This window comes from Providencia sp. PROV032 (genome assembly GCF_028484875.1).
In the GTDB taxonomy this organism is placed as follows: Bacteria; Pseudomonadota; Gammaproteobacteria; order Enterobacterales; family Enterobacteriaceae; genus Providencia; species Providencia rettgeri_E.
This window is the reverse complement of the sequence record NZ_JAMPSX010000008.1, coordinates 1-1,231: the sequence shown is the minus strand read 5'-3', so window position 1 is coordinate 1,231 and position 1,231 is coordinate 1. Positions and strand designations below refer to the sequence as shown.

3 protein-coding genes are annotated in these 1,231 nt (G+C 35.7%); all 3 read right to left on the bottom strand.

The features are described 5' to 3' along the window. Positions 1-66: 66 nt before the first annotated feature. Positions 67-303 carry a hypothetical protein gene (locus tag PSF42_RS08840; protein ID WP_272679857.1) on the bottom strand — a complete coding sequence of 79 codons (237 nt, stop codon included), beginning with the start codon at positions 301-303 and terminating at the stop codon, positions 67-69. Then, positions 300-707 (bottom strand): hypothetical protein, encoded by a 408-nt coding sequence (locus PSF42_RS08835; RefSeq protein WP_180359478.1) that lies wholly within the window; start codon positions 705-707, stop codon positions 300-302. Before PSF42_RS08835 ends, PSF42_RS08840 begins: the two co-directional genes overlap by 4 nt. Positions 708-831: 124 nt before the next feature. After that, entirely contained in the window at positions 832-1,086 is a 255-nt protein-coding gene (locus tag PSF42_RS08830) for a hypothetical protein (RefSeq protein ID WP_272679856.1), read from the bottom strand. Positions 1,087-1,231 lie beyond the last annotated feature (145 nt).

The following is a 1,231-nucleotide window of genomic DNA, read 5'->3' as shown; positions in this document are numbered from 1 at the left end:
CAGCGAGTAAGATCGTTAATTCAGATCCCAGTGTAGAGCAAGGATTTTTACTCATTCAGTAAAAATTCATTGTTTCTTTAATGTATCTCTGGCTTCAATCAATATTGAAATTAGATTATCTAAAGGCATTTTAGCTGTAAAACCGTGGGATAAATCTGAACCAAATAGTTCAATTTCTAAATTATCTACACCTTTATCTTGATTAATTTCTGCAACCCGCTCCCAATTTAATTGAACCTCTAACGTTAGATTCTCATATTCCATTGGACTTGAAAAAAATAGTTCTAATTTATTATCTTTCATTTTATTGCCTTCTTTGGGTCTAGCACAGTATTAAATGAGCCATCTGCATTATATCTAACGCCTTTTCCACTAGGCAAACGATATTCAAATGCACCACCACCTAAATCGTTTCGAACTACTTTAGGATCTTTAAAGATTTCTCGGATAAAATTTTCGGCAGCAGCATTTTTTTGCGCTGGATTACCATTTAAGGGTTCAAAAACGCCACTGGGTCTAGCTGCATGTTTGTCCCATGCTCTCACAGCTGAGGATAAGCACGATTGTAGTGTACTAAAGAAGCAGTGGTCAAAACCAGAAAGTATACAATGGGTTCCCCCCAACCGAGGTAAACCAAACCCCAGCCCACAACTCATGTTAAGCGGCAAGTGATTGAGTGAGTTTGGGTTTAAGGTGAGTAACCACATACCCTCACTCACCAAGCCGGACAGTTGATCATCCGGTTGGCTGAGAGCGAGTAAAATGATTGAGGTAAGAGACTAAAATTTGTTGGCATAGTGGCTCTTTAAATAGCCACTATGCCATTATTTTTTATAGATCTTTGTACCTATCAGGAAGGTATTTTCTATGTTCCATTGATTTCATTAAATTTTTTAGATCTGTCAAGTAATGTGATAACTCTTGTTTATTTGAACATTCCGTTTTTTCATATATTTGCTCATCAGATAAATGAGTTAAAACGTAATTTAAGCAATCTGTATAAATTACAACTTCCGATTCAGATAAACAAATATCAAATAAAGTTACATCCGCTTCTGGTATGTAATTAATTTTTAGTATATCCATCCTACCACCTCACATAATCAGAAAATTTTTCTTTAAATTCATCTAGTTTTTCATTACTAGGTCTATTCCATCGCCCATCTCTAGTACGTTGAGCCGTATTTCTATCACTATTTTTAAATGACGAGACCACTTCTCCATCAGGCTC

What these genes read in the sequence shown, in the direction of transcription:
- PSF42_RS08840 (WP_272679857.1), bottom strand. Translation starts at nt 303, where the DNA reads ATGAAAGATAATAAATTAGAACTATTTTTTTCAAGTCCAATGGAATAT.
- PSF42_RS08835 (WP_180359478.1), bottom strand. Translation starts at nt 707, where the DNA reads ATGTGGTTACTCACCTTAAACCCAAACTCACTCAATCACTTGCCGCTT.
- PSF42_RS08830 (WP_272679856.1), bottom strand. Translation starts at nt 1,086, where the DNA reads ATGGATATACTAAAAATTAATTACATACCAGAAGCGGATGTAACTTTA.